Source organism: Corallococcus macrosporus (assembly GCF_017302985.1).
Lineage (GTDB): Bacteria > Myxococcota > Myxococcia > Myxococcales > Myxococcaceae > Corallococcus > Corallococcus macrosporus_A.
In genome coordinates this window covers 2,880,121-2,905,310 of sequence record NZ_JAFIMU010000007.1, presented here as the reverse complement: position 1 = coordinate 2,905,310, position 25,190 = coordinate 2,880,121, and the positions used below count along the sequence as shown (strand labels likewise).

Genomic DNA, 25,190 nt, shown 5'->3' with positions numbered 1-25,190 from the left:
GGCTCAGCCGTGAGCTTTGACAGATCTACACCCAGCTCACCTGACCACCACGCCGGAACAAGTGCTGTTGCATGTTCGTAGGAACGGCAGGCACTGCACCACTCCCAACTCGATCCGCGCGACACGTACAACTCTCCATCAGCCACGACCTCAACCTTCGTTCCATGCTGATAATACCGATGAAGTGTTCGTGCTCCACAGACCGGGCATGGTGAGGACAAGTTCAAGCCCTCTCTTGAGTCTGCGAAGACAGCATACCACTCCCGCAGGCACTCTTCCGGCACACCCCGCCAAGCCTGACCATGACCGGTGCTCATCTTTCACCTCGAATGAATGCCTCAAGGGTATTCCCGGCTCCATAGGCGGCTCCATCACCAACAGACGACATATTCCCATGAGGCTTATGAATACCGCCACGCAGACAGTCGCGCCCATGACTTAATTCATGCGCGATAGCATTTACAATAGTGGCCTCGTCGGCAAGCGCGCCGGGGCCAACGCGGATAACCCTCCCCCCATTGGCGCGGGTAGTTCCCAACTTTCTCGAGGAAGCGCAGAGCCAAAAACAACCTCGATTTTCTGCCCGGATCCTCTGAGATTGATCCGGTACTTTTCACCGACATCCGCAATGAAAGAATTAGAATCAAGGGCATGGTCAAGCGTCCGCTCCATCGGAGACACCGGCTTGCCAACCATGTCGGGGCTCCCCGTACCCGCCCCAGACAAGACCCACTCGGCGGTCATCCCAGCATCAAGTTCCTGGAAGTAGTGGCCTTAGCCAGTCAGCTCGCCACGGAACAATATGCATGGGGTACAGAATCCGATAGCCACCACTCCCAGAACTGAAGCCGACGTGCAGGGGCGGACGATGCGTCCCAGGAAGGCCCGCCCGCGTAGGCAGCCGCTGCGAACATGGACGCATCCATGTCTTCCGCATCGACCCGGTTGTCGCTCAGGACGGCGAGGAGCAGGACTGCCAGGACGGACGCGAGGGATTACCGGAGGCGCAGGGTCGGGGGCTTTCGAAATGCTGGCGGTGGCCTGGGGTGTCACGGACACCGCAGGTGCACAGCATATGAGTCCGCCCTCAATTGATCTTCGGTACAACCGGCACATGCGGAGGAGGATGGTGATTGTCAGACTGCCCTCCAATCATCGTCCGGAGTATCCATTACTCTTGCGATGACCCTCCTCGGGGTTCTAGATGGCTGTGCACTGCGCCCGAGGTCAGGCTCGCGGAGTTCAATCGGAACCCGGACGCAGTGTCTAGAGGGGGAAACAGCCAATGGCTTTCAATCACTTTACCCAGCCTTTCTCATATCCTGTTGCTGTCCGCGCGAAGGGACGCCTCTCGGGTTGGGCAAACATTGCCTTTCTCGTCCTGCTCGGCGTTCAGCTCGCAGCCTGCGGCTCGGACCCCACTGGCGAATGCAAGGATGGCGCGTCGGAATCGCTCTCCTGTGGGCTGAACGGTCGCGGAACCCAGAGCCGGACCTGCGAGGCGGGCAAGTGGAGCGCGCCCGGTGCCTGCGCGGACCCGGATGTCTGCGTGGACAGCGCCACCGAAGCACTCACCTGCGGGCTGAACGGTCGCGGCACCCAGAGCCGGATCTGCGAGGCGGGCAAGTGGAGCACGCCCACGACCTGTGAGGACCCGGATGTCTGCGTGGACAGCGCCACCGAGGCACTCACCTGCGGGCTGAATGGCCGCGGCACCCAGAGCCGGAGCTGTGAGGCGGGCAAGTGGAGCGCGCCCGGTCCCTGCACGGACCCGGATGTCTGCGTGGACGGAGCCTCGGACTCGCTCGTGTGCGGGCTGAATGGCCGCGGCACCCAGATTCGCACCTGCGACTCCGGCGCATGGACCTCGTCGGCGTGCATGGATGCGGACGTCTGCACCGATGAGGCGGTGGAGACCCGTCATTGCGGTGTTCTCGGCAGGCAGTCCCGCGAGTGCAAGACGGGCCAGTGGGGCGACTACGATGGCTGTGACGCTCCCGCGTCCCTTTCCCTCCAGGTGGCCGGACGCAAGGACATGGTCCACGATGCCCGGCGCAATCTCCTGTACATCACCACCAGCGGGGCCAATGGCAGTGGTCAGGTGCGCGTGTACAACCTGGTGACGCGGCAATTCGAGTCGCCGCTGCTCACGGGTGGCTCCTTCTTCGGCATCGACCTGTCCCCCGACGGAAATGGGCTCCTCGTCGCGGATGTGGACTCCAACGAAACCAAGAACTGGATTCATCAGATCGACCTCACGACCGGCGAGTCGAAGAAGATCGAATTCAGCCTGGACTTCTACGAAGGGGGGACGTTCACGGCGGTCTACACGTCCGACACCGAGGCACTCGTCTCGTCCACGTTCAAGGGCTCCGGCTGGGTCCCCTTGCGCAAGGTCAACCTGACGGACGGCACCGCCAAATCCATCAAGAGCGTGCGTCAGAGCACCATGCTGACCGCGTCCGCCGACGGCTCCACGGTTGCCTATGCGGAGTCGAATATCTCCAGCGGATCCTGGGGACGCTTCAACGTGGATGCGCAGACGTTCGCTGGCTCGGGTACGGGCTGGTTCGTCTATGAGATCGCCGTCAGCCGGCAGGCGTCCCAGTACGCGGTCCCGACCTACGGAGGACTCTTCATCTACGACGGTGCCCTCAAGCCGCACACCACACTGGGCAAGTACGCCGATACGTTGCCCATTGGCGCCGTCTACAGCCCCATCGCGGATGAGCTCTATCTGGCGTGGTACTCGTTCAACCGCCGGGCGCCGTCTATCGATGTGTACAGCGCCACGACGCTGACGAAGCTGCGCGACATCGAGCTGGCCACGGGGCTCTTCGACTGGACCGGAAACGGCGCCTTCGGAAACGGCCGGATGCGCACCTCCCGCGACGGCAGGCTGCTCTTCGCGACGAGCGGCACGGACCGCGTCGTCATCTACCCCACGGGCCTGTGAGCCAGCTGCTGGCGTCGAACAGGGCCCGGGGGTATTGAACCCGGCCCTGGATGGGCTCTCATGTGAGGCGCTTCGCATTTCTCTCAGGGGGCTGAAATGCATTGTCGTTGGCTCGTCGTCGCGTTGACCGTGATGGCTGTTGGCTGCGCTCACTCGAAGCGAGGACCGGAAGCGGAACTACCCAAATACGAGCATGTCTTCCAGAAGCCCCTGACGGAAGCACTCACGGCCACGCGGCAACTGCTGGAAGAGCGCGGCCACACGTTCGAGGAGACAGAGGATCCGAACCAGCTCGTCACCACCTGGTCCGAGCCTGACCGGGCCGGCACTCGCAACACCACCTATACGCGCTACCTGGTGACGGGCATCCAGGTAGCCCCGCGCCAGTCCGTCGTGCGCATCTTCCGGATGACCCAGCAGACCACCGGCAATGACGCCGAGTGGAAGAAGCTGTGGTGGAAGGTCTACCTGGAGCGCTACGAGCAGGTGTCCAATCCCTTCGTGAAGGAGGTGGACTTCGACCAGGACGACGCACAGACCAAGCGTCTGTCCATGCTCCGCGGTGCCCAGCACGGCACCCGCGACCTGGACCTGGAGCAGGCACTCACGCTGCGGCTGGAGTCCGCCCCCTCCGTGGAAGTCCTCGCCGGCAACGTGGCCGAAGAGAAGCGCCCCACCGCCGTGCGCGCGCCGGAGTTCTACCTGGAGCGCTGGAAGGATGAGCTCCCCGCGGAAGGCCCCTGCACCACGTCCGTGCGCGGCCTGCCGGAGCTCCTGCACCCGGGCCTCACGCTCCTCATCGGCGAGCAACTGGGCACCAACGAAGTGCCGAAGGTCGTGGGCCACATCGTGTGTCAGGCGGCCCAGACGGGGCTCGCGGTGGTGCTGGGTCTGTCGCTTCCGGAGACGGAGCAGGCTCGCGTGGACAGGTACCTGGCCAGCCCTGGCGCCCCGGCGGATCAGGACGCGTTGCTGGAGGGCCGCTTCTGGAATCGCACGTACCAGGACGGCCGCAGCAGCCGCGCGGTGCTGGACCTCATCGACCGCGCCCGCGCCCTGCGCGCCGCGGGTCTTCGCGTGACGGTGGTGGCCTACGACACGGACGTGCTCAGCGGCAGCGAGCGCGACGCCGTCCAGGCCCGGGTCTGGACGAAGCGCCGCGCCGCGAAGCCGGACGAGGTCCAGGTGGTGCTCGCGGGCAACACGCATACGCAGCTGCGGAAGGGCACGCAGTGGGACCCGTCCTTCACGCCCATGGCGCACCTGATGAAGGACGACCGCTCCCTCGTCGTGCTGGAGATGAGCTACGCGCAGGGCATCCGCTGGGGCTGCGACCTGAACCGGGAGAGCAAGCTGGTCTGCGGCCTCGTGGGAGCGACGCCCGCACCCAACGTGGCGGCCCGCGCCGGCTTGAGCCCGTACATCCAGCTGCGGGACGCCTCAGCCACGGACGGCCTCCAGGGCCTCCTGTACGTGGGCCAGCTCACGCCCTCCATGCCCGCCCTCCTCGGCCCCGTGGAGGCACCGCCCACCGACCCCCGCCAGGCCCCCAGGACTCCCGGCCGCGACGTGCCCGTCCCCGGCGTGTTCTAGCGGGCGGATCCAGAGGATTGACGACCGTTAACGCCGGGGTTAATCATTCACCCTGACGTTAACGAGTCTTCCTTCCCCGGAGCCACCGCCATGAAGCCCATTCCCTCGGACTGGCCGCGCATCTCCTCCAGCCTCTTCTACGAGGACGCCCCCGCCGCCATCGACTGGCTGGAGCGCGCCTTCGGCTTCCAGACGCGCCTCAAGGTGGAGGGCGCGGACAACACCATCGTGCACTCGGAGCTGGCCTACGGCGACGGCGTCATCATGGTGAACTCCTCCGGACGCCATGACCACCACCGCAGCCCCCGGCTGCACGGGGGCGCCAATACGCAGACGCTCACGGTCTACGTGGACGACGTGGACGCCCACTGCGCCCAGGCGCGCGCGGCCGGCGCCGTCATCATCATGGAGCCGGAGACGAAGAACTACGGCGACGACTGGGGCACCAACCGCACCTATGGCGCCATGGACCCCGAAGGCCACCGCTGGTGGTTCACCCAGCGCGTCTTCACCCCGGCGTAGAGTCGCCCGCCATGGCCACCCCGTCCGCGCTCGACCGCACCCTGGCCGCACTCGCCGACCCCACGCGCCGGGGCGTCGTGGACCGGCTGCGCCAGCGGCCCCACCCCGCCGGAGAGCTGGCCGCCGCGTTCGACATGAGCCCTCCCGCCATGTCCCGCCACCTGCGCGTGCTGCGCCAGACGGGGCTCGTGGAGGAGCGCATCGACGCGGACGACGCCCGCGTGCGCGTCTACTCCCTGCGCCCGGAGCCCTTCGCCGCCCTGCGCGGCTGGCTGGACGAGGTGGAGTCCTTCTGGGCGGATCAACTGGGCGCCTTCAAGGCCCACGCGGAACGCACGCGCGGCACGAAGCCCTCCGGAGGCCGCAAGTCATGACGGCCGACCGCGCCCGCGTCACCACCTTCGTCGCCGTGTCCCCGCTGGACGCCTTCGAGGTCTTCACCGAGGAAACCGACCTCTGGTGGGGCAAGAGCCCGCGCTACCGCGGCCTCCAGCACCCCAGCGGCGTCCTGCGCTTCGACCCGCTCGGCCCCGGCGGCCGCCTGCTGGAGTCCTTCGAGGACCACGTCTTCGAGATTGGCCGCGTGCTCGTCTGGGAGCCCGGCGCGCGGCTCGTCTTCCAATGGCGCGCCAGCAACTTCGCCCCCGGAGAAATCACCGAGGTCGACGTCCGCTTCGAGCCCACCTTCGGCGGCACCCGCGTCGTGCTCGAGCACCGGGGCTGGGACGCCATCCGCATGGACCACCCCGTGCGCCACGGCCTGGATGGCCCGGGCACCGTCGCGACCATCGGGCGCTGGTGGGGGGACCTCGTCACGCGCTTCCGGCTCCACGCCGCGCGGCCCCGCCCCACGTGAGACATCCCTCCCGCTGACTACGGGCAGGCGCCGCAGTCCGCCGCGCAGCTGTCGGGCGTGTTGCTGCCGCCGCACTTCTCCGTCAGCTGACACACGCCGTCGCCGCAGCGGTAGATGTCCTGGGGCAGCATGCGCGTGGTGATGGGCCGGTAGTTCACGCCGTTGTACGTGCAGCGCGTGTAGTACGTCCGCGTGGCGTCCAGCGTGCAGTAATACCGGCACGCGCCCACGTGCTTCATCGGCGTGCACGCCGTCGTCTCACTCCAGGACGACAGGCCACAGGTGCGCACCGTGCTCTCGTCGTAGTCCAGGTACGCGCCGTCGTTCGCCGCGAACGTGCCCTCGCCCGTGAAGAGGTTGCCGAAGAAGCAGGCCTCCTTCTCGTTGTAGGTGTTCAGCTCGTCCGTCGAATACGGCATCGCGCCGCCCAGCGCGTCGCGCCCCAGCACGGAGATGTTCACGTGCACGCCGTACTTGTTCGCGTGCGCCGCCAGACACGCGCTCACCACCTGCTGCTCCGCCACCGTCGCCGGCTGGCCCCCCGCCCACCCCGGTGCCAATCCCAGACTCCCCTTCCACGTGTAGCTCTTCCCGGTGGTGGGGGACTGGTACGCCAGCGTCATCCCCGCCGCCAGCGAGCACTGCACCACATAGCGCATCACCATGTCCGCCGACTCGGGATCCTGGTGGAACCAGGTCTTGAACCCGTTCGTGGACAGCCCGTTCGTCGACAAGCCATTGGTCGACAGGCCGTTGGTCGACAACCCGTTGGTCGACAGGCCGTTCGTCGACAAGCCATTGGTCGACAGGCCGTTGGCGGAGACGAGCGCCTCCGAGGATTGGGCCGTCACCTCCGGGGCTTCGTCCACCGGTGGAGTGCCGCAGCCCACGAGCGCCGCGGCCAGCCAGAGCGCCGTCCAGGGGGAGGAACGGAATGAAACATTGCGAGGGGGATTGAGGTGCATGGGGACTGCCTCCGCGTGGGTGACCGCGCGAGCCGCACGGCCTGATCAACCGGTAAACGCACTCCAACGAAGCGAGCAGCGCCCCTGCCCTCCCGGCCCATCCCCTTCGGTCCTTCGCACAACACGCGCGGCGTGCGGCGGCGGACGCTCTTCCATTCACCGCATGGCGGCGAACGCTCACCCCTTCCAAAAGATCAGGCCGTCCGAGTGCGGCCCTTGCCTGCCCGCGCCTTGGCCTTCGGGCGCGGAGGCCGGGGCAGCCGCACCGTGAACGTCGTGCCCTCCTTCTCCGAAGACGTCACCTCCACCGTTCCTCCGTGCGCCTGGACGATCTCCTTCACGATGAACAGCCCCAGCCCCAGCCCGCCGTTGCGCCGGCCCTGGACGCGCTCGCCCTCGCCCTGGCGGAACGGATCGAACAGCCGCTCGCGCAGGTCCTCCGGGATGGGCGCGCCGGGGTTCTGCACCTCCAGCACCTGGTGCTCGCCCTTGGCCCAGCAGCGCAGGAACACCGGCGCGTCCGGGCTGCCGTGCTCCAGCGCGTTGCCCACCAGGTTGGAGAGCACCTGCGCCAGCCGCTCCGCGTCCCACTCCCCTTCCGCCTTGCCGTCCACGTCCACCGCCACCGCGCGGTCCGGGTACGCCGCCGACAGTTCGTCCACCACCTGCTGGCACACCGCCCCCAGGTCCGTGGGGCCCTTGCGCAGCGGGATGCCGCCGGCCAGCCGGGCGCGCGTCAAGTCCAGCAGGTCCGCGATCATGTTCCCCATGCGCGTCGCGGAGGCTTCAATCCGTTGCGCGTGCTGCCGGTGCTGCTCGGGCGTGCACTCCAGCGGCCCCCGGCGCTTCTGCGCCCGCGCGGACAGCACGATGGCGTTGAGGGGGTTGCGCAGGTCGTGTCCCAGGATGCCGATGAAGCGCTCGCGGAAGCGCGCCTCCTCCACCATCGTCTCCAGCTGACGGGTGCGCTCGGTGACGTCCATCATGGAGCCGATCATCCGCACCGGGCGCCCCTCGTCGTCGCGCGCCAGCACGCCGCGGTCCAGCACGTGCGCCCAGCTGCCGTCCGCGCGCTGGAAGCGGTACTCCTCGCTCCACACGTCGCCCGTGGACGCGACGAACTCCACCAGCCGGTCCACCACGCGCTCGCGGTCCTCGTCGTGCACGCGCTCGCCCCACCAGCCCAGCTTGTGCTCCAGCACCGCCGTGGCGTGGCCGAACGCGTCCCCCGTGCCCGGGTCCCAGCGCACGCGGTCCGTGGCGAAGTGCCAGTCCCACAGCACGTCATGCGTGGCGCGCGTCGCCAGCCGGTAGCGCTCCTCCGCCTCGCGCAGCGCGCTCACCGTCTGCTCCGCCCTCGCCAGCGCCGCCTCCACCTCCTGCCGCGCCGCCCGCTCCCGCTCCGCCTGGTGCGCGTCCGCCGCCTGCCCCTCGTCGCGCGGCAACAGCCACAGCGCCAGGCCCTCTCCATGGCGCACGACGACATACCGCCGCCCCGCCGGGTCCCCCGGCACCAGCCCCACGTGCGGCACACCCCGCATCAGCACGCGCACGAACGCCGCCACGTCGAACAGCGCGACGCCCTCCCGCGTCCACAGGGACACGTGCCGGCCCAGCTCCAGCGAGCGCACCCAGCCCTCCGCGGGGACGTTCATGGACGTCCACCGGAAGTCGAGCGCCTCCCCTGTCTCCCCGTGCAGCGGCTCGAGGAGGACGCAGGGTGTCTCGCTATCCGCGGGCAGTTCCCATGCCGGAGCCATGCCCGGCCCCCAGGACAAACCCATCATCGTGCTCCCCCCGACGCTCCGGGTCTGTCCCCCACCCGCCACGTCGGTGTCGGGCAGGCTGGAAAAACCCGCGTCTCATGGAATACTGACACATCTGCCCACGGGTGGAGCAGCCCCGCAGGGCAGAAGGCGCGGAAAAGTGCTCACCCCCGAGCACTCGCCCTACCCTGTGGGACAGGTCAGTACCTGCCCTTGACGCCGATGATCGGCAGGGCGATGGGCAGTCCCACCGCGCTCTTGGTCAGGGGCTGCCGGCTGTAGCCGCCGCCCAGGTAGTCAAAGCCCAGCGTCTCCGTGTTGAGGGTGACGTTGAGCATGTCCAGGTAGGCCTCCAGGCTGAAGGTGTCGTAGGCCCAGGCCTTGGAGACGCGCAGGTCGAAGCGGAAGAAGGGCGGCAGCCGGTCCACCGCGTCCCTGTCGACCTGCACCCACGTGGGGCGGCCGTCGCTGTCGGTGCCCTCGCGGTGCGTCTGGCTTCCCAGGGTGCCGTACTCCGGACGTCCGGTGTTGAAGTGGAGCACGCCCCCCAGGGTGATGTTGTTGGAGAACTTGTGGCTGACCACCAGGTTCAGGATGTGTGTCTGGTCGAACGCGAAGGGCAGGTCCGCGGAGTCCTCGGAGATGGCCTGACCTGACGAGTCATATCGATAGAACGTGGTGCGCCGCGTGCTGCGCTGGAGGCTGTACGAAAGCCAGCCGAACCAGTTGTTGCCCAGCGGGTAGCGGATGAGCAGCTCCAGCCCATACGCCAGGCCATGGCTGCTGAAGTCCGGCAGGTCCCAGTCGTCCCGGCTGACGGGCGGTTCATCGATGTCCACCTGCCGCGCGCGCACGCGGCGGAAGCCGTTGGGGCCCACGTCCCCGCCAGGCGGTGGCGGCGGCTCGTCCGGGTCGCCGCCGCCGTCCAGGTCATCCGTCAGGCCCTCGTCGGAGAAGGGCGTGAGCTCGATGGTGCGCAGCATGGGGTTCACGTAGACGTCCAGCCCCACCTCCCACTTGTCGAAGGCCTTCCACTCCACGCCGGTGGAGAGCTGCACGCCCTCCTGGAGCCCCAACAACAGACTGCCCACGTCCACCACGGGCAGGCTGATGAGGGTGGTGGGCGGCTGGTGGAAGATGCCCGCGCCGCCCTTGAGCGTCACGGTGTCGGTGAGCTTGTGGCGCACGGTGAGGCGCGGCTCGATGACCTTGTGGTCGAACCCGCCGGACAGGTGGTAGCTGTCCAGGCGCAGGCCGGGCACCACCGTCCATCTGTCATTGGGCGTCCACACCCCTTCCGCGTACGCGCCGGTGAAGGTGGCCAGCGCCACGGGCACGCGCACCGTGTCCTCCTCCACCTCCTGGCCGTTCTCGATGGTGAGCACGTCCACGATGGCGCGCTTGTGGTCCACGTCCGCGCCCGCGCGCAACAGCAGCCGCTCGTCCAATGGCACGCTGTAGCCCACGCGCCCGGAGAAGGTGCTCTGGTCGATGTTGATTTCGTTCCCGTTGTCCGGCCCGCGCGACACGACGGCGAAATCATCCGTGCCCCAGGTGCCGCCCACCTCGAGCTCGCCCTTGCCCAGCGGATGGCGGCCGCGCAGGTCCACGCGGTGGAACGCGATGGACTGGAGCGCGGTGTCACCCTGGTCGTCCTGAGCCTGCGAGCCGAAGGTGTCCGACGAGCCAAAGGCAAACAGCCGCAGCTTGCCCTGCCCCACGTCCTGCTCCACGCGCGCCTGATAATCCCAGAAGTCCAGCACCACCTTCGGGTTGGTGCGGCCGGGCGGCGGCGGATCCTGCAACTGATTGGCGGCCAGCGCGATGATCCACGGCGTATAGGAATAGCGGCCCGCGAGGCTGACGTTGGTGCCGGTGGACTTGAAGGGCGTCTCCAGGAAGAAGCCCGCGTTGATGAAGTCCGCGTAGGCGCTGCCGTGCACGCGGTCGTCGCGAGGCCGGGTGAGGCGCCCGTCGATGGCGCCGCCCATCAGCCGGCCGTACTGCGGCGGCGGCGAGCCCGGATAGAAGTCGATGGCGTCCAGGAAGTCCGGGTGGATGACCGCGGGCCCCAGGAACAGGTGGAAGAGGATGGGGATGCGGATGCCGTCCAGGAAGTAGCCGGTGGACGCGGGCTGGCTGCCGCGCACCACCGGGTACGCCACGCCGGACAGCATGCTGCCCACGCCCGGCAGCAGCATCACCACGCGGAACGGGTCGCCCATGGTGCCGGGCACCTCGCGCAGCTCCGCGTCGTGCAGCGTGACGCGGCTGACCTCCGTGCGCTCGCGGTCGCCTCTCACCACCGTCTCGTAGGGGTTCACCACGAGCGGCTCCAGGCCGTAGACGACCTCCAGCGACTCGGTGGCCTTCAGCGCCTCGCGGAACAGGCCCGGCTTGTGGCCCGGGGCGAACACGCGCACCGCCTGGCCACCCGTGGGGAATCTCGCCTCGAAGCGGCCGTTCTCGTCCGTCTGCACCGGCGAGTCCGGCGCCGCGTCCGACACCAGCGTCGCGCCGATGAGCGGCCGGCGGTTGCCCTTCTGCCGCACCAGCCCCTTGAGGGTGATGGGCCCTTGAGGCGCCAGGGTGCCGCCGTCCGCGCCGGAGGCCACGGGGACGGGCGCCTCGAAGCGGTACTCGAAGAACAGGCGCACCGCGACGGGCTGGCCCTCCATCATCGCGGGAGAGAAGCGCAGGGACGGCGCCGCGTGCAGCGCGGCCTCGTTGAGCAGCGGGTGCACGCCCTCCACCAGCGTGGCGGTGTCCACCTCGCCCGCCTCGTCCACCAGCAGCTCCAACTTCACCGTGCCCGTCACGCCCTCGCCCACCAGCAGGGGCGGGTACGGCGCGGGCGAGTCCTGCACCAGCGCGGGCGGAACGAAGGCGGCCAGCGCGGGCCCGCCGTCCGCGGCCGGCGCGCCGGACTCCACCGCCCAGCCCGCGTCCGTGCGCTGGAGGTCCGCCTCCTTCGCGACCGTGCCGGTGCCGCCGTCCTGGCCGTCCAGGCTTTCCGTCCACGGCGCGTCCATGCCCCGGGGGGCGGAGCCGGTGGTGAGGTTCTCCTCCGTGACGGGCAGGCCCGCGTCCAGCGTGTCGCCCAGGCGGACGCTGCCGGGGTCGTCTTCAGGGGCGGGAGAAGGCGCCTGGGCGCGGGCGGGGAGCAGCGGCCACAGCAGGCACAGGGCGAGCGCCAGCGCGGCGGTGTGCCAGGGCGTGCTCCTCTTCGCGAAGGTCATGGGCGATGGCGTTCGTGCAAGGCGGGTCCCGGCCAGGACCCATGAGGCCAGGGGATGTCCGCCCTGACAAGCGCTGCCCCGTGACGCGTGCCATCACCGCCCGGCGCGGGCCGTGCCGGGGGGGCGCCCTTTCCGCTGGAGGACATTGGCTCCGCGCGTCACGTCGCGCCGTGGATGCCCTGCACCGTCCTGGGGACGGGGCGCCCCATTTCGGATCCATCCCCACCTTCCAGGAAGTCGCCCTTTCCCATTTCCCGGACGCCATGGAACGCCCCAGCCCTGCCAGATTGCGCTCCTTCGACCTGCTCCGAGACAGGGTTCGCGCGGCATCCGGAGTCCCGCGAGCCTGCTTATGATTCCCCCGCCGTCCCTGCGCTACCTTCCCCACGGACTGCTCGCGTCACTGCTGCTGGGCCTGATGTTGATGCCGCTCCTGTTCCCGCCGTCGCTGGCGCGCGCGGGCAACGACGGGCCGGACACCTTCATCGACGAGGGGCCTCCGGGGGCCACGCCCTCCCGGGAGGCCACCTTCGTCTTCACCGCCACCACGCTGAAGCCCGTGTTCTGGTGCTCGCTGGACGGCAGCCTCTACATCCCCTGCGAGTCCCCGTGGCGCCTGAAGGACCTGCCCGTGGGCGAGCACACCGTGGACGTGTACGCGGTGGACGTGAACACCGCGCACCGCGACCCCACCCCGTCCGGCTGGGTGTGGCGGGTGACGGAACCCGGCGCGGCCACGGCCCGGCCTCCCGCGTCCGCGCGCTAGCGGCGCGTGGGCAGGATGGCGCTGGCCACCAGGCTCATCAGCTTGAGCTGGGGGCGCGGCAGCCGGCGCACGGCGCGCAGCAGGCGGCGCATCTCCGGCAGGTCGTCCTTGTCCGTGGAGTCCTCCTCCCACAGCCCCGCGCCCGCCGCCGCCGCCACCGCCAGCCCCAGCGACGCGTCCGCGGACAGCTGCAGCGCCAGGCACAGGCGGAACAGCGTGGGCACGCTGGGCATCATCTTGCCGCGCTCCAGCCGGCCGTAGACCTCCGACGCGATGCCGACGCGGTCCGCCACGTCCGCCTGCGTGAGGCCAGCCCGCAGCCGCGCGGCCCGGGCCGCCGCCCCCACGCTGACCGCCAGCTTGCGCTCCAACTGCCGCCGCGACAGCGCCGCCGCCGACGCGGGCGCCACACGGGGCTTCTTCCGGACGCGGCCGGAAGCGAGAGGACCTCGGGGGTGGGTTTTCACCACATCAACCTTGCACGTGACGTCCGGTGGGGTGGACGTAGGGTTCGCGGCCCCTCCACCGCCGGAACGGTTCAGAGGTCGTTATAACCCGCCACGTCACCCGGGCCCATCCCTATATGACAGGTAGTCCTGCATTCCCCCGTCCACGGGAAGGGCGTCGTTCACGGCTCCATAAGCCCACATGAAACGACACGCAATCCCGGGAGGCGTGAAGGATTGTCCGGGTTGGGGCGCGAGGGTTGCGCCCGGGCTCAACCGTCGGACGTGGCCACGCGTTCCCAGCCGTCCGGGTAGTGCGTGACGAGCCCCAGTGCGTCGGTGTCCACCTCGGCCACGAAGGCGCCGCCCGCGCTCTCGTAGCGGTAGCGGGTGGAGGACAGCCGGGTGTAGCGCTGCTCCAGCCGCTCCAGGGACAGGTCCGGCAGCCGCACCCACGCGGCCGTCACGTCGCGGGCCTGGCCCATCTCCAGCGCCAGCCGGCGGATGGGCAGGGTGTTGGTGGAGGGGGTGACGCTCAGGTCCACGTCCACGCACCCGCGCAGCTCCGGCAGCTCGCGCCCGTCGCGCCACCAGCGCTGGTGGTCGTCCACCTGGAGCACCAGCGTGCGGCGCGTGCCGCCCTGGTGCAGCGCCAGCCGCGCCTCGCGCGTGTGCCAGTCCGGGTCGCACGCCACGGTGTAGCGCACGAGCAGCGGCAGCCCCTCGGCCACCAGCACCACGGTGCCGGTGAAGAGGGGCCCTTGCGCGGACTCCCACAGCTCGAAGTGCTCCGTGCCGGGGGACTCCAGGCGCCGCCAGGTGAGGGCCTGGAGGCAGCGGCCCTCGGGCGTCCCGCCGGGCCGGGCGGTGCGCGCCGTCATGGAACGGGGACGGACGGCCTCACGGGGCGCCCCGTCCGGCGTAGAGGCAGTCCAGGGCCTCGTCCAGCAGGCACAGGGCGGCGTCGCTCCAGCCGCGCAGCCGCTGCTGGGGCGTGGGGCGGCCCACGTGGGGGATGAGCTGCGCGTCGGCGGCGTCCTCGATGAACTGCGCCTGCTGCTCCGCGTTGAGCTCCGCCCAGCGCCGGTGGCCCACGGCCTTGCGCCAGTCGTAGCCGTCCCCCAGGTACTGCGCCGCCAGCGCGCCGCTCAGGTAGCCCGTGCCGCCGTGCTGGTGCTGCCACACGTGCGTGAGCTCGTGCACCAGCAGCCGGAAGCCCACCGCGCCGTAGCCGGGGGGGATGAAGAGGACGTCGCCATGCGCGAACGCGCGGCCCGGCAGGCCCAAAAGGCCCAGGGCGCCTTCCTTCACGCGCACGCAGCCGTAGTCCAGGCTGTCGCCGAAGATGGGGCGCAGCCGCTCCACCTCCGCGTCCGTCAGCCGGCGGCCCACGGGCTCCAGGCCCGTCACCACCTGCACGGCGGACAGCACGCGCCCGCCCAGCATCAGCACCAGGTCCACCGGCACCTGCGCCACGCGGAACAGGCAGCGCTTGAGCTGGGGCAGCCCGTCGCGCGAGCGCCCCGTCGCGCAGCGGGCCATCCCGCTGGCGAAGAGCGCCAGCGCCAGGTACGCGCTGCGCGCGGCGCCCGCGGACGCCCCGGCGATGCCGGTGAACAGCCCGTGGCCCGCGTCCGCCACCCGCGCCGTCAACGGAGCGAGGCGGGGAGCGTCACGGCGGGAGTCACGGACGGCTTGCGGATTGAGCGAGGTGGGAGACCCCAAGGACCCTCTCCAGGAGCGAACGCAACTCACCGGAGCGCCAGGGCCGGCCGAGTGCGAAGTGGGTGTGGCAGCCTGTCGGGACGGTGGCGCTCGCGTCGGGACGGAAACCGGAGGACAGGAGGATGCGCGGGCCATGGAAGCCCCGGTCCACCAGCCGGCAGAGGAAGTCGCTCACGACGCGGCGATCCGCGTCCAGGTCCAGCACCAGCCCGTCCACCGCCACGCCCAGGTCCAGCCGCCGGTCCGCCGACGTCGCGCCCAGCGCCGTCACCATCCGGCACCCCAGCCCCACCTCCCGCGCCACCGCCAGCCGGACCTCGGGGGACTCGGAGACCACCAGCAGCACCGGCGCCGCCCGCCCCGTCCGGGGCGCCGCGATCGGGACCACCGCCCCGCGACGCGCACCCGGGACCGCGGGGGCCGTGGGACGGCTGAAGGCGAATTCCGGGACAAGGAGGGAAGACGGTGCGGTAGCCACGTCCCGAACAATAAGCAGCAAGAACGGAAATATCAAGCTTGGCTTGAATCACCGTCAGAACGGGGAGCTCCTACCAGGGTGAGGGCCGCGATCTCCGGGGCGGGGCCCAGGCGCAAGGGGGGGCCCCAGTAGCCGGTGCCGCGGTGGGTGTAGACGCGGGTGCCGGCGACGGTGGCCAGGCCCTGCACGACGGGCTGCTGGAGCTTCACGAAGAACATGAAGGGGAAGATCTGCCCGCCGTGGGTGTGGCCGGAGAGCTGGAGGTCCACGCGCAGGCCCTCCAGGGACAGGGCGGTGCGGGGCTGGTGGGCCAGCAGCAGGCGGGGCACGTCCGGCGGGGCGCCGGCGAGCGCCAGGTCGGGGCGGCTCTTGAGCGGCGGATCGATGTGGCCCGCGTCGTGGTCGGTGACGCCGGCGACGACGAGCCGGGCGCCGCCGCGCTCCACGACGCGGTGCTCGTTGGTGAGGACGGTGATGCCCAGCCGGGCCACCTCGGCCATCCAGGCGCGGGCGCCATGGTAGAACTCGTGGTTTCCGGTGACGTAGTAGACGCCGAGCGGGGCCTGGAGGGACGCGAGCGGGGTCATCTGGTCGCGCAGCTGGTCCACGGAGCCGTCCACCAGGTCGCCGGTGATGGCGACGATGTCCGGCTTCAGGGCGTTGACCTGATCCACCACGCGCTGGAGCCACACGCCGTCCAGGGTGGGGCCCACGTGGACGTCGGACAGTTGCACGACGCGCAGGCCGTCCAGGCCCGGGCCCAGGTCCTTCAGGGCCACGGTGGTGCGCTCCACGCGGGCCCTGCCGCGCGCGGTGACGAAGGCGAAGGCCACGGCGGGCACGACGGTGCCCAGCACGACGGCCGCGCGGCCCCGGGCGAGCGCGTGCATGTCGGTGACGGTGCCGGAGAGCGACAGCGCGGCGCCGACGACGTCGGAGGCGAGCACGGCGGTGAGGAACACGCCGAAGGCGCCCAGCCAGACGTAAGCGCCCCACTGGATGACGCGGGAGAAGCCGGCGGCCTCACGGCGCGCGGCGCGAAAGCCCGCCAGCAGGACGAGGTAGCAGAGGCCCAGCAGGCCCCAGCCCAGGGCGGCCCAGGGAGCAGGCCAGCCGGGCGCGGTGAAGAGGCGAAGGCCGATGTAGACGTGCAGCAGGGTGGGCAGGCCCAGCCCCAGGAGCAGCGACAGCACCCACCGCCACCCCGGAGCCCGGGCCGAGCGCCGGGACCGCCGCGAGGGAGCTTCTTCCGAGGACACGTCCGTCGTCACGCGCGCCACCCTGTCGTCCCGGGAGCCGGGACGCCTTCGAGCGCGGGAAGATAACGGCCCCTCCCCCGCCGCGCCCGCCGACCCCGTGGGACGCCTGCCGGGCCCTCTGGATTAGGATTCCACGACACCCATGGAAATCCCCTCCAAAGCTCTTTGGCTCGCGTGGTTGCTGTGGACGGGAGGGTCCCTGGGCTGTGCGACCGCGACGTGCATCGACAGTGAGACATGTTGTGTGGAAGCCCACCCGGGCAATCCCGCCGCGTGTGGGCTCACGGATGCCGAAGCCGCTGCCCTCGCGGGGACCGCGGCCATCGGAGCAGCAGCGGTCGGCGCCACGCTCAAGGACGTGGATGATCCTGACGAGGGATGGCGACAGCACTGCATTGACCGCTACGTGCAGTGCAGGGACTCGAAGAAGCCACGCTGGGTGGGCGACTGCTACGCCTGCCTGCGAAACTGCGAGGGCCAGAAGCAGTGGCCGTTCGACCTCTGCCGTCCTCGCCGCAACTAGGAACCTCATGACCGGACAGGATTTGAACTGGGACGACGTTCGGGACCTTTCACGCCGGGTCTCGGCCGGTGAGCCCTTCACGCTCACGGCCGAGTCGCGCGCCATCCTCCAGCGCACGGGGCCCCAGGTCGGCATTCCAGTCGCGGATGTCCAGCAGGCGATCCAAAGCGAGGCTGGCGCCGCGACGCTGCTCACCGAGATCGCACGGCGTATTCGTGACGGGTCCAACCGCTTGTCACGCGCACTCAGCGAAGTGACGAAGCGCCAGGAGGCGGGCGACATGGACGGCGCGCGGCAGGTCCTCCGCGACATCGTGGAGGACGAAGTGGTGCCGCTCTACCGCGACATCGCTCAAATCCAACTGGAAGCCCTGGACGAAGCCTAAGTGCTTCAGCTCCGCGCGCGGCGGCGGCGCGCCAGGGCGCCCAGGCCCACCAGCGCCCAGAGGCTGATCATCCCCGCGGGCGCCGTGCCACAGCCGCAGCCCACGTCCAGGTCGGTGGGGCCTCGCACCTGGAAGCCCACCTCCGGAGACATCGGCCCCGCCTCGCCTTCCTCCGTCACCACCTGCGCGACGACCTTGTGCGCGCCCATCTCGAGCGCCGTGTCCGCCGTCAGCACGTGGCGGAAGACGCCTTCGTCATCCGCCGTGGCGAGCGCGAGCGCCGTGCCGTCCACCTCCAGCCGCACGGTCGTGCCCGGCAGCGCCACGCCCACGAACATGAACGTCGGATCCACGGTCGCGCCCTGCTCGGGCACCAGCACCATGGGCACCGCCGGATCCACCGTGCCCGCGTCGCCATTCGTTCCGCCGTCCGCTCCGGGCACCGCCACCTCGAAGCCCACGACGTCGGAGTACGGCCCGTCATCCCCCGCCTCGTTGTGCGAGTGCACCGTCACCTTGTGCGGGCCCACGCTCAGCGGATCCGACTCCGGCACCTGGTAGCGGAAGCGCCCCAGCAGGTCCAACGGCACGATGATGTCCGGCCCGTCGTCGATGACCACGCCCACGTTCACGCCATTGGGCGCGGTGCCGGCGAACAGCGGCGTGGGCCCCACCGTGTCCCCGTTGCCCGGCACCACCAGCACCGCCATCTGCACGACACCGCCGTCCGCGAGCACCACCGCGGGCGTGGTGAAGCGCACCGGCGTGGACGCGCTGCTCGCCACGCCCAGCGACTCCGCCCAGGCGACGACCTGGTGCGCCCCCGCGGCCAGCGGCGTGGTGGGGTCGTAGGTGAAGCGGCCGTCCGACCCCGGCACCACCGCGCCAATCTCCCGCCCGTCCACGACGATGTGGACGATGGGACCGTTCGTGCCCGCGGTGCCCTCGAAGCGCGGGCGCGTGCTGGTGGACGTCTCACCCGACGCGGGCGCCGTGATGACCGGCGTGACCGGGACCTGGAACGCCCCATCCACCTGCTGCACCGTCCCGGCGGACGTGCCGCCCGAGGACGTGCCTCCGTCAGGCAACGGGCCGCCGTCCGGAGTGCCCGCGTCCGACGCGGTGGAGACCGGCGTCGCGCCGTAGGAACCCGCGCCCGGATAGGCGGACACGCCCGCGCTGCCCGCGCTCACGTTGGCGAGGCACGAGACGCCCCTGGCCTGGAGCAACACCCGGCCGCCAGCACCGCCCCCGCCCGGCCCGAGGGGCTCCTTGTCCATCCTCACGTCGCCGCCCGCGCCACCCCGTGCCTCGACCGCACCGCAGTTCAGGATGTCCGCCGCGCGCAGCATCACCGCGCCGCCCGCGCCACCGCCGCCCGCGCCGTCATTGCCCGAAGAGGCCACCGCCGCCGCGCCGGAGGCGCTGTAGACGCCCTTGCCGTCGAACGCGGAGGCGCGGATGAACACCACGCCCCCCCCCGCCGCGCCGCCGGAGCCGGACGTGTCGTAGCCATGGCCCGCGCCGCCGCCACCGCCGAACGCGAAGCGCTCGAACACGGAGTAGTTCAGCGCCGCGCCGCCCAGGCCTCCCTCGTCGCGCTGCCCATCCGCCGTCGCCGTGCGCCCGCCCTGGCCTCCGACGCCGCCGTGACCGCCACCGCCACCGCCCGAAGCGGAGCAGTTGCCACCGCCGCCACCGTTGGCCAGGTTGCCGCGCCCGCTGGAGATGCCCGTCCTCGAGGAAACTCCCGCCACGCCCTCGCCGCGCGAGGACCCGCCCTTCGCACGCTCCAGCTCCAGTCCGGTGCAGCCCATCAGGTCGGCGCCCACCTGGAAGGAGCCGCCCTGGGCGCCCATGCCGTCCGCGTCGATGCGGCCTTCGTTGATCACCTTGCCCGTCACCAGCATCGCGAGGATGCCGCCCGCCTTGCCGGTCCACGGCGACGCGGTGAGCCGCGCGCCCGGCTGGACGATGAGGTCGGCGTACTCGGCCACGCGCACCACCTGCGCCCGGCTCGCGGTGTAGGCGTACCGCAGCGGCGCGGTCAGCACGAGCGTGGGGGGCGCGCTGGTCGTCACCGCCTCCACCCGCGCCAGCTCCCAGCGCCCCAGCGCGATGGACCCCGTCAGCGACACGCCCTTCGAATTGCCCACGTCGGGCGCGGGCGACAGGCCGCTGCTCTCGTGGATCATCACCAGGTCGCCCGAGGAGACGATGGCGCTGGACACCACCAGCTCCTGGTCCCCCGCCACGGCGTTCTTCCCCAGCGGGGACGCCACGGACAGGGGGAGCGGATTCCCCGGGACGACGGTCAGCGTGCCGTCACGGCCGGTGCCCAGGCCAAACGAATCCGGCTCCGCGCGAGCGACCTGCGCCAGGAGCAATCCAACGATGAGGGCCAGCGTGATGCGCATGCCCCCATGGTGCCCCACCGGGCGTCCGGGGTCGAGGGAGGCAAAGGCCGCTTCAGCGCGACGCGACCAGGTCCTGGAGCCCCCGCGCGTTGACGGGCGCGAAGAAGGGCTGCCGCAGGAGCCGGCCCAATGCGCGGCGCTCGACGCACAAGAGCTGGAGCGAGTCTTCCCATTCACCCAGCACCGCCACCGCGCGCACGTCGGCCGCGTCGCGGTACAGGTCGTTGAGGTTGTGCACGAGCGCGGGCACGTCCTCCACCTCCCAGCGCTCCGTGACGTCGCCCGCCGCGACGTGCAGCTCCAGCGCGGGACGCTCGCGCACGTCCACGACCTTGAGCCGCCGGGCCGCGCCGCCCATGGCCGCGGTGAGCGGCCCCACCAGCTCATCCGGCCGGACGCCGTACCCCACGGTGAGCCCGCCCACGAGCAGGCCCGCCTCGCACAGCCGCAGCAGTGACACGTAGGGAGGCTCACCCTTCGGCAGCAGACCGGAAGCGGCGGCGGAGTCCTTGAGCAGCCGCTCGCGGTCGAGCGCATCCAGCAGGGAGACCATGGGCCGCGCACCCTATCAGGCCTCCCGGCAACTTCACGGGCGCTCCGCGACGAGCGCGAACACGCGGTGGGGAACGGCCATCGGCTCCTGGGGGAAGCGCGCGGCGAGGATCGCGCCCAGCGCGGCGTCGAAGCGGGCGACCTCGTCGGGCGGGAGCATGGCGCCGACGCGGGCATTCGCGCGCATCCGTCCGCGCCACGCCTCGTGGGTGTAGGGCGTGAGCGTGTCGAAGGTGAAGGACGTCAGGTGCTGGAAGCCGGCCACGCCCACGTCGCGGAACCACTGCGGGTAGATGCCCAGGCCCTGGCTGAAGCGCTCCACGTCCAGTTTGACGCGGGGGCTGAACTCCTCCACCAGCGCCTCGGTGGCCTCCAGCAGGTTGCCGGGCAGGGCCGTCCAGTCGAAGTGGCAGAGGATCAGCTTCCCGCCGGGCTTGAGCAGGCGGAAGACCTCGCGCGCGGCGGCGGCGCGGTCGAACCAGTGCCAGCACTGGCCCGCGAACACGCGGTCGAAGGACCCGGACGGCAGGCCGGTGTTCTCCGCGGGCGCCTCGCGGAAGTCGATGCCAAGGCCCTCGTCGCGAGCGAGCCGCGCGGCGGCCTCCAGCTGCGGCGCGGACACGTCCAGGGCGGTGACGTGGCCGCCGCGCCGGGCCAGGCTGCGCGCGACGGTGCCCGTGCCGGTGCCCAGGTCGAGAATGCGCAGGCCGGGCGTGAGCACGCCGTCCTGTTCCAGCCGTGTGTAGAAGGCGTCCGGGAAGCCAGCCCGGTGCTTCGCGTAGTCCGACGACGTCCGTCCGAAGTCCACGTTCATGGTCGCTCTCCTTCGCGGGATGTGACCTCGCCCATGGGTGGTTCAACTCGACAGGAAGGTCCAGTCGAGTCGAGACTCCGCTCCAGGGAGGCACGTGAAACATGGTGCGTCGTGCAGGGGGTCGTTCTCAATCTCGATTCGACCATCCAGTTGAGGAGGAGCTGCTGCGCGCGGATGAGGCAGCCACCCTCCTGGGCGTGAAGCGGTCGACGCTGTACACGTACGTGAGCCGGGGGCTCGTGCGGTGCGTGCCGGAGAAGGGCACGAAGGAGAACCGCTACCTGCGCTCGGACGTGGAGCGGTTGAAGACGCGCCACGACGCCCGCGCGGGCCACGCGGCGGTGGCGTCCGGAGCGCTGCGCTGGGGTGAGCCCGTCATCGACTCGTCGGTGTCTCGCATCAGCGAAGCTGGACTCGAATACCGGGGCCGCGACGCGGTGGAGCTGGCCACGCGAGGCCACCGCTTCGAGGACGTGGCGGAGCTGCTGTGGACCGGCAAACTGCCGCTGGAGCCCACGCCCTGGCCCGCGTCGGAAACACCCCTCAAGGGCGCGCCACTCTCCCCCGCTTCGCTGGCCGCCATGCTGCCGCGAGACACCCCGCCCCTGTCCGCGCTCGCGGCGCTGGTGCCCCTGCTCGCTGCGGGCGACGCGGGCCGCTTCTCCGCGCCTCCGGAGCAGGACATGGCCCGCGCGCGCAGGCTCATCCGTTACCTGGGCGCGTGGGTCTGCGTGGCCCAGGCGCCCGGCCGCGTGTCACGGGCGCTGAAGGAACCCACGATGGCCGCTTCGCTCGCCACGGCCTGGGACGCGAAGCCGAAGCGGACGGAGTCGCTGATCAACCTGGCGCTCGTGCTCTGCGCGGACCACGAACTGAACACCTCCACCTTCGCGGCCCGCGTGACGGCCTCCTCCGGCGCGGACCTGTACGCGTGCATGAGCGCCGCGCTCGCGGCCATCTCCGGCCACCGCCACGGCGGCGCCTGCGACCGCGTGGAGGCCCTCATCGCGGAGGTCGGCCGGCCCGAGCGCGCCGCGCAGGTCATCCACGGCCGCCTGCGCCGGGGCGAGGCCGTGACGGGCTTCGGCCACCGCCTCTACGCCAAGGGCGACCCGCGCGTGCCGCCGCTCATCGACGCAGCCTTGAGCGTGAAGCCCGAGTCCCCGAAGGTCCGCGTGGCCCGCGCCGTCATGGACACCATGCGCGACGCCGGCCATCCGCCCCCGTCGCTGGACTGGGGCCTGGTGATGCTCGCGGACGCGCTGGGCCTGCCCTCCGGCGCCGCCATCGTGCTGTTCAGCCTGGGCCGCACCGCGGGCTGGGTGGCCCACGTCTTGGAGCAGCGCGAGCAGGGCCACCTGCTCCGTCCGCGCGCCCGCTACGTGGAGCCTCCGCCCCGATAACACCGGCTGTTACATGCCGTGCACGCCGTGAGGGTTTCCGTTTGGCACCCTGGCGCCCCGTGCACACACTGGCGGCCCGTGAACACCCCGCGCCCGGCCCTGCCCTACCCCGCCCTGATGTTGCTCGGCAACGTGGCCTTCGTCGCCTCGTGGATCGTCATCCTCAAGCGCCCGGAAGGCTGGCAGGTCGTGGGCCCCGTGCTCCTGGCCCTCTTCCTGGCCCTGCGCGTGGGCGGCACGTGGAAGTACGCCCTGAGCCACCCGGACCCGGCGGGCAGCACGAAGCGCCATGCCATCCTCTCCACCGTGGTGGCCGTGCTCGCCGTGGGCCTCTGGGGCTACACGTGGATGAGCGGCCCCAGCTAGAAGCGGGTCAGACGTTGAAGCGGAAGTGCATGCAGTCACCGTCCTGCACGACGTACTCCTTGCCTTCCACGCGCAGCAGGCCCTTCTCCTTCACCGCGGACTCGCTGCCCAGCTTCACCAGGTCCGTCCACGAGAAGACTTCCGCCTTGATGAAGCCGCGCTCGAAGTCGGAGTGGATGACGCCCGCCGCCTGCGGCGCCTTGAAGCCCTTGTGGATGGTCCACGCGCGGCACTCCTGCTCGCCCACCGTGAAGTACGTCCACAGGCCCAGCAGCTTGTAGCCCTCGCGAACCACCTTGTGCAGGCCCGGCTCCGTCAGGCCGGAGTCCGCCAGGAAGCCCGGACGGTCGGACTCGGGGAGCTGCTGGATTTCAGACTCCAGCGCCGCCGCCAGCACCACCACGCCCGCGCCCTCCTTGGCGGCCATCTCGCGCACCTGCTGCACGCGCGGGTCGGCGTCCTCCTTGCCAATCTGCTTCTCGCTGATGTTCGCCACGTACAGCACGGGCTTGTCCGTCAGCAGGAAGAGGTCCTGGATGGCCGCCTTCTCTTCGTCGGTGAGCTTCTGCGCGCGCACCGTGATGCCTTCATCCAGCCTGGCCTTGATGCGCTCCAGGAGCGCGACCTCGGCCTTGGCCTCTTCGCCCGCCTTGCCGCCCACCTTGGTGTTCTTCAGCGAGCGCTCGCGGCGCTTCTCCACGGTCTCCAGGTCCTTGAGGCACAGCTCCGTGTCGACCACGTCCCGGTCCCGCACCGGATTCACGCCTCCCTCGACGTGGGTGACGTTGTCGTCCTCGAAGCAGCGCAGCACGTGGAGCACCGCGTTCACCTGCCGGATGTTCCCCAGGAACTGGTTGCCCAGGCCCTCGCCCTTGGACGCGCCGCGCACCAGGCCGGCGATGTCCACGAACTCCAGCGACGTGGGGATCTTCTTCAGCGGCTTGACGAGCGCCGACAGCTGGTCCAGGCGGTCGTCCGGCACCGGCACCACGCCCACGTTCGGCTCGATGGTGCAGAACGGATAGTTCGCGGCCTGCGCGCCCGCGGCGGACAGGGCGTTGAACAGGGTGGACTTGCCCACGTTGGGCAGACCGACGATGCCGATGGAGAGAGCCATGATGGATTCCTGGAACAGGCGGGCGCGGCGGAAGACTCCCGGCCGTTAGGCCGAGCGGCGGGTCGCCGAGGCGCTCGTGGCGCCGGGCAGGCCCTGCACGAACTGCTCGGCGAGGGCGCGGTGCTTCGTGTCGTCCATGCGCTCGTTGATGAGCTTGCCGGCCACTTCCATGGCCAGGTCCACGGCCATGGAGCGGACCTCCGCGATGGCCTTGGCCTTCTGGTCTTCGATCTCGCGGCGGGCGGACAGCTTCAGCTCCTCCGCCTCCTTGCGGCTCTTGGCCATCAGCTCGTCGCGGAACTTCTCCATGTCCGCCTGCACGCGGCGGGTGGTCTCCGCGGCCTCGCGGCGGGCCTCGGCGATGGCCGTCTTCTGGTCGGCCAGCAGCTTCTCCGCCTCGGCGCGCTCACGCTTGGCGCTCTCGATGGCGTTGGAGATCTGCTTCTCGCGCTCTTCCACGAGCGACAGGATGGGCCCCCAGGCCTTCGCCCGCAGCACCAGCAGGACGATGACGAAGGTGACGATGGTCCAGAAGATGAGGCCCGGACGGACCTCCACGAAGCTGCTGGCGGCGAGGACAGAGGGCAGGAACATGGCGGGTCCCGGTGAAACGGAAAGACAGAGGGAGGATGCGGGAGACTTCAGGTGAGACAGGGACAGCGTGAGGCGGTGAAGCCGGAACGCCGGCGCCCCTTCTTCCCGAAGAGGACGCCGGCTCCCGTTGCGACCTGCCGGCCTTAAGCCTTGATGGCGAGCAGGATGCAGACGACCAGCGCGAACAGCGTGGCGCCTTCGATGAGGGCCGCGGCGATGATCATCGTGGTGCGGATGTCGCCACCAGCGGCCGGCTGACGGCCCGTGGCGTCCATGGCGGCGGCGGCCAGCTTACCGATGCCGAGGGCGGCGCCGATGATGGAGAGGCCAGCGCCGATACCGGCGGCGAGGAAGGCAAGAGCGAGGTTGGTCATGGGAGCACGTCTTCTTTCGTGAGGCGGGACCCGCTTGTGGGGGGGTCGTGGGGGCCCTTTTGGACAACCTCCGG

Annotated in this window: 25 protein-coding genes; 10 read left to right on the top strand and 15 right to left on the bottom strand. The window is 70.5% G+C overall.

What is annotated here, in order from left to right:
• Nucleotides 1-782 precede the first annotated feature (782 nt).
• Entirely contained in the window at nt 783-956 is a 174-nt protein-coding gene (locus JYK02_RS40915) for an Imm5 family immunity protein (protein ID WP_431603501.1), read from the bottom strand.
• A gap of 593 nt (nt 957-1,549) precedes the next feature.
• On the opposite strand from JYK02_RS40915, the gene JYK02_RS24455 reads away from it, so the two are divergent.
• The 5 genes from JYK02_RS24455 (at nt 1,550) to JYK02_RS24435 (ending at nt 5,927) form a co-directional block, all read left to right on the top strand.
• Complete coding sequence (locus JYK02_RS24455; RefSeq protein WP_207054429.1) at nt 1,550-2,956, top strand: YncE family protein; 1,407 nt, start codon at nt 1,550-1,552, stop codon at nt 2,954-2,956.
• Between the two features lie 96 nt (nt 2,957-3,052).
• Nucleotides 3,053-4,549: a hypothetical protein gene (locus JYK02_RS24450; protein WP_207054428.1), complete on the top strand. Its 1,497-nt coding sequence runs from the start codon at nt 3,053-3,055 to the stop codon at nt 4,547-4,549.
• 90 nt (nt 4,550-4,639) lie between these two features.
• On the top strand, nt 4,640-5,071 hold the full coding sequence (locus JYK02_RS24445; protein WP_207054427.1) for a VOC family protein: 432 nt from the start codon (nt 4,640-4,642) through the stop codon (nt 5,069-5,071).
• 11 nt (nt 5,072-5,082) lie between these two features.
• Complete coding sequence (locus JYK02_RS24440) at nt 5,083-5,445, top strand: ArsR/SmtB family transcription factor (RefSeq protein ID WP_207054426.1); 363 nt, start codon at nt 5,083-5,085, stop codon at nt 5,443-5,445.
• Nucleotides 5,442-5,927 carry an SRPBCC domain-containing protein gene (locus JYK02_RS24435; RefSeq protein WP_207054425.1) on the top strand — a complete coding sequence of 162 codons (486 nt, stop codon included), beginning with the start codon at nt 5,442-5,444 and terminating at the stop codon, nt 5,925-5,927. The genes JYK02_RS24440 and JYK02_RS24435 overlap by 4 nt, the downstream gene beginning before the upstream one ends.
• 17 nt (nt 5,928-5,944) lie before the next feature.
• Here JYK02_RS24435 and JYK02_RS24430 read toward each other — a convergent pair whose 3' ends face one another.
• The 3 genes from JYK02_RS24430 to JYK02_RS24420 all read right to left on the bottom strand — a co-directional run bounded on the left by JYK02_RS24430 (nt 5,945) and on the right by JYK02_RS24420 (nt 11,897).
• Entirely contained in the window at nt 5,945-6,892 is a 948-nt protein-coding gene (locus JYK02_RS24430; RefSeq protein WP_207054421.1) for a hypothetical protein, read from the bottom strand.
• Between the two features lie 194 nt (nt 6,893-7,086).
• Entirely contained in the window at nt 7,087-8,652 is a 1,566-nt protein-coding gene (locus JYK02_RS24425) for a PAS domain-containing sensor histidine kinase (RefSeq protein WP_277991404.1), read from the bottom strand.
• A gap of 206 nt (nt 8,653-8,858) precedes the next feature.
• A complete protein-coding gene (locus JYK02_RS24420; RefSeq protein ID WP_207054420.1) occupies nt 8,859-11,897 on the bottom strand; it encodes a TonB-dependent receptor domain-containing protein in 3,039 nt (1,012 codons plus the stop codon).
• Between the two features lie 352 nt (nt 11,898-12,249).
• Here JYK02_RS24420 and JYK02_RS24415 point away from each other — a divergent pair, with 352 nt between their 5' ends.
• Nucleotides 12,250-12,663 carry a hypothetical protein gene (locus JYK02_RS24415; protein WP_207054419.1) on the top strand — a complete coding sequence of 138 codons (414 nt, stop codon included), beginning with the start codon at nt 12,250-12,252 and terminating at the stop codon, nt 12,661-12,663.
• Here JYK02_RS24415 and JYK02_RS24410 read toward each other — a convergent pair.
• The 5 genes from JYK02_RS24410 to JYK02_RS24390 all read right to left on the bottom strand — a co-directional run bounded on the left by JYK02_RS24410 (nt 12,660) and on the right by JYK02_RS24390 (nt 16,583).
• Entirely contained in the window at nt 12,660-13,034 is a 375-nt protein-coding gene (locus JYK02_RS24410; protein WP_167497754.1) for a helix-turn-helix transcriptional regulator, read from the bottom strand. The two genes, JYK02_RS24415 and JYK02_RS24410, sit on opposite strands and share 4 nt — an antisense overlap.
• Before the next feature lie 347 nt (nt 13,035-13,381).
• The gene (locus tag JYK02_RS24405) at nt 13,382-13,990 is read right to left on the bottom strand and encodes a putative glycolipid-binding domain-containing protein (protein ID WP_207054418.1); all 609 of its coding nucleotides are present in this window, start codon (nt 13,988-13,990) and stop codon (nt 13,382-13,384) included.
• Nucleotides 13,991-14,009: 19 nt separating this feature from the next.
• Nucleotides 14,010-14,834, bottom strand: coding sequence for a DUF4157 domain-containing protein (locus JYK02_RS24400; RefSeq protein ID WP_242588874.1), 825 nt, complete (start codon nt 14,832-14,834; stop codon nt 14,010-14,012).
• Complete coding sequence (locus tag JYK02_RS24395; protein WP_347402566.1) at nt 14,794-15,222, bottom strand: hypothetical protein; 429 nt, start codon at nt 15,220-15,222, stop codon at nt 14,794-14,796. Before JYK02_RS24395 ends, JYK02_RS24400 begins: the two co-directional genes overlap by 41 nt.
• Nucleotides 15,223-15,344: 122 nt before the next feature.
• Nucleotides 15,345-16,583, bottom strand: coding sequence for a metallophosphoesterase (locus tag JYK02_RS24390; RefSeq protein WP_347402565.1), 1,239 nt, complete (start codon nt 16,581-16,583; stop codon nt 15,345-15,347).
• A gap of 232 nt (nt 16,584-16,815) precedes the next feature.
• Here JYK02_RS24390 and JYK02_RS24385 point away from each other — a divergent pair, with 232 nt between their 5' ends.
• Together JYK02_RS24385 and JYK02_RS24380 are read left to right on the top strand one after the other, a co-directional pair.
• Complete coding sequence (locus JYK02_RS24385; RefSeq protein ID WP_207054416.1) at nt 16,816-17,094, top strand: hypothetical protein; 279 nt, start codon at nt 16,816-16,818, stop codon at nt 17,092-17,094.
• A gap of 7 nt (nt 17,095-17,101) precedes the next feature.
• Complete coding sequence (locus tag JYK02_RS24380; protein WP_207054415.1) at nt 17,102-17,479, top strand: DUSAM domain-containing protein; 378 nt, start codon at nt 17,102-17,104, stop codon at nt 17,477-17,479.
• A 5-nt stretch (nt 17,480-17,484) separates the two neighbouring features.
• Here JYK02_RS24380 and agmC read toward each other — a convergent pair whose 3' ends face one another.
• From agmC to JYK02_RS24365, 3 genes are read right to left on the bottom strand one after another with little or no spacing between them, the layout of a single operon-like run.
• Complete coding sequence (agmC, locus tag JYK02_RS24375) at nt 17,485-19,896, bottom strand: adventurous gliding motility protein AgmC (protein WP_207054414.1); 2,412 nt, start codon at nt 19,894-19,896, stop codon at nt 17,485-17,487.
• 52 nt (nt 19,897-19,948) lie between these two features.
• Nucleotides 19,949-20,449: a hypothetical protein gene (locus JYK02_RS24370; protein ID WP_207054413.1), complete on the bottom strand. Its 501-nt coding sequence runs from the start codon at nt 20,447-20,449 to the stop codon at nt 19,949-19,951.
• Nucleotides 20,450-20,482: 33 nt separating this feature from the next.
• The gene (locus JYK02_RS24365) at nt 20,483-21,262 is read right to left on the bottom strand and encodes a class I SAM-dependent methyltransferase (protein WP_207054412.1); all 780 of its coding nucleotides are present in this window, start codon (nt 21,260-21,262) and stop codon (nt 20,483-20,485) included.
• 101 nt (nt 21,263-21,363) lie between these two features.
• On the opposite strand from JYK02_RS24365, the gene JYK02_RS24360 reads away from it, so the two are divergent.
• A complete protein-coding gene (locus JYK02_RS24360) occupies nt 21,364-22,665 on the top strand; it encodes a citrate synthase family protein (protein ID WP_207054411.1) in 1,302 nt (433 codons plus the stop codon).
• A gap of 78 nt (nt 22,666-22,743) precedes the next feature.
• Nucleotides 22,744-23,031 (top strand): hypothetical protein, encoded by a 288-nt coding sequence (locus JYK02_RS24355; protein ID WP_207054410.1) that lies wholly within the window; start codon nt 22,744-22,746, stop codon nt 23,029-23,031.
• Nucleotides 23,032-23,038: 7 nt separating this feature from the next.
• On the opposite strand, the gene ychF is transcribed toward JYK02_RS24355, so the two are convergent.
• The 3 genes from ychF to JYK02_RS24340 all read right to left on the bottom strand — a co-directional run bounded on the left by ychF (nt 23,039) and on the right by JYK02_RS24340 (nt 25,116).
• Nucleotides 23,039-24,148, bottom strand: a complete 1,110-nt coding sequence (gene ychF / locus JYK02_RS24350; protein WP_207054409.1) for a redox-regulated ATPase YchF — start codon at nt 24,146-24,148, stop codon at nt 23,039-23,041.
• Between the two features lie 45 nt (nt 24,149-24,193).
• Nucleotides 24,194-24,742, bottom strand: coding sequence for a F0F1 ATP synthase subunit B (atpF, locus tag JYK02_RS24345; RefSeq protein WP_207054407.1), 549 nt, complete (start codon nt 24,740-24,742; stop codon nt 24,194-24,196).
• Nucleotides 24,743-24,885: 143 nt separating this feature from the next.
• Nucleotides 24,886-25,116, bottom strand: a complete 231-nt coding sequence (locus tag JYK02_RS24340; protein WP_120529618.1) for an ATP synthase F0 subunit C — start codon at nt 25,114-25,116, stop codon at nt 24,886-24,888.
• Nucleotides 25,117-25,190: the final 74 nt, after the last annotated feature.

Excerpts from the sequence above, each read along its gene's own strand:
- JYK02_RS24450 (WP_207054428.1), top strand. The coding sequence starts at position 3,053 with ATGCATTGTCGTTGGCTCGTCGTCGCGTTGACCGTGATGGCTGTTGGC.
- JYK02_RS24445 (WP_207054427.1), top strand. The coding sequence starts at position 4,640 with ATGAAGCCCATTCCCTCGGACTGGCCGCGCATCTCCTCCAGCCTCTTC.
- JYK02_RS24440 (WP_207054426.1), top strand. The coding sequence starts at position 5,083 with ATGGCCACCCCGTCCGCGCTCGACCGCACCCTGGCCGCACTCGCCGAC.
- JYK02_RS24435 (WP_207054425.1), top strand. The coding sequence starts at position 5,442 with ATGACGGCCGACCGCGCCCGCGTCACCACCTTCGTCGCCGTGTCCCCG.
- JYK02_RS24430 (WP_207054421.1), bottom strand. The coding sequence starts at position 6,892 with ATGCACCTCAATCCCCCTCGCAATGTTTCATTCCGTTCCTCCCCCTGG.
- JYK02_RS24425 (WP_277991404.1), bottom strand. The coding sequence starts at position 8,652 with ATGGCTCCGGCATGGGAACTGCCCGCGGATAGCGAGACACCCTGCGTC.
- JYK02_RS24420 (WP_207054420.1), bottom strand. The coding sequence starts at position 11,897 with ATGACCTTCGCGAAGAGGAGCACGCCCTGGCACACCGCCGCGCTGGCG.
- JYK02_RS24415 (WP_207054419.1), top strand. The coding sequence starts at position 12,250 with ATGATTCCCCCGCCGTCCCTGCGCTACCTTCCCCACGGACTGCTCGCG.
- JYK02_RS24405 (WP_207054418.1), bottom strand. The coding sequence starts at position 13,990 with ATGACGGCGCGCACCGCCCGGCCCGGCGGGACGCCCGAGGGCCGCTGC.
- JYK02_RS24380 (WP_207054415.1), top strand. The coding sequence starts at position 17,102 with ATGACCGGACAGGATTTGAACTGGGACGACGTTCGGGACCTTTCACGC.
- agmC (WP_207054414.1), bottom strand. The coding sequence starts at position 19,896 with ATGCGCATCACGCTGGCCCTCATCGTTGGATTGCTCCTGGCGCAGGTC.
- JYK02_RS24370 (WP_207054413.1), bottom strand. The coding sequence starts at position 20,449 with ATGGTCTCCCTGCTGGATGCGCTCGACCGCGAGCGGCTGCTCAAGGAC.
- JYK02_RS24365 (WP_207054412.1), bottom strand. The coding sequence starts at position 21,262 with ATGAACGTGGACTTCGGACGGACGTCGTCGGACTACGCGAAGCACCGG.
- JYK02_RS24360 (WP_207054411.1), top strand. The coding sequence starts at position 21,364 with ATGGTGCGTCGTGCAGGGGGTCGTTCTCAATCTCGATTCGACCATCCA.
- ychF (WP_207054409.1), bottom strand. The coding sequence starts at position 24,148 with ATGGCTCTCTCCATCGGCATCGTCGGTCTGCCCAACGTGGGCAAGTCC.
- atpF (WP_207054407.1), bottom strand. The coding sequence starts at position 24,742 with ATGTTCCTGCCCTCTGTCCTCGCCGCCAGCAGCTTCGTGGAGGTCCGT.
- JYK02_RS24340 (WP_120529618.1), bottom strand. The coding sequence starts at position 25,116 with ATGACCAACCTCGCTCTTGCCTTCCTCGCCGCCGGTATCGGCGCTGGC.